This is a genomic window from Acidovorax sp. KPB24-03 (genome assembly GCF_057546605.1).
This window is the reverse complement of sequence record NZ_BAAJYR010000949.1, coordinates 1-562: the sequence shown is the minus strand read 5'-3', so window position 1 is coordinate 562 and position 562 is coordinate 1. Positions and strand designations below refer to the sequence as shown.

The 562-nt window shown below is 68.7% G+C and carries 1 protein-coding gene; it reads right to left on the bottom strand.

Translation table 11 applies throughout. The features are described from left to right. Positions 1-48: 48 nt before the first annotated feature. The gene (locus AC27KI_RS26965; RefSeq protein ID WP_487116978.1) at positions 49-282 is read right to left on the bottom strand and encodes a hypothetical protein; all 234 of its coding nucleotides are present in this window, start codon (positions 280-282) and stop codon (positions 49-51) included. Between the last annotated feature and the right edge of the window lie 280 nt (positions 283-562).

Below are 562 nucleotides of genomic sequence, written 5' to 3'. Positions count from 1 at the left end.
GGCTGGGCGAGGGCATCGCCCTCGCCGGCCAGCAGGCCCAGGGGGGCGTCAGGGGCGGGCTTGTCGCACGGCTGGGCGGCCACGCGGGTGGCGATGTCGCGCGCCGCGGGCGAAAAAATACAGCCAGAGGTTGTCGCTGGCGAGGTCGTAGCTGGAGAAAAGGGCGCGTCCCGAGCCAGGAGGCGTCATCAGGAACTTCGCCATGAAGATCTGCTGGATCTGGCGCGCGGGCTCGAACGCGTCCTGGTCATTGCCGAGAGCCAATTTGTACCAAGTGCTCACAGTTGCCTTTCTCCCCGGAGGCCGGGACTTCAAGATTGGAGGCCATCCTAGGGTGAACCCGAAGGCCGCCGGACCTCCCCGCGAGCGCATCGATCTGTAGGACGAAGGCCGATCCTCGGCCGCTGGCAGCGCGCCAGGGCAATGGCGCCAGCGTGCATCGCTAGACTCGTCCGCCATGTTGCAAGTCTTTTCATGGCGCCGGCGTCTGGCCGTGCGCGCGGCCACGCTCGTGGCATTCGCGGGGGGCGGCGCTCCGGCCCTGGCCCAGTCTCCCGCCACG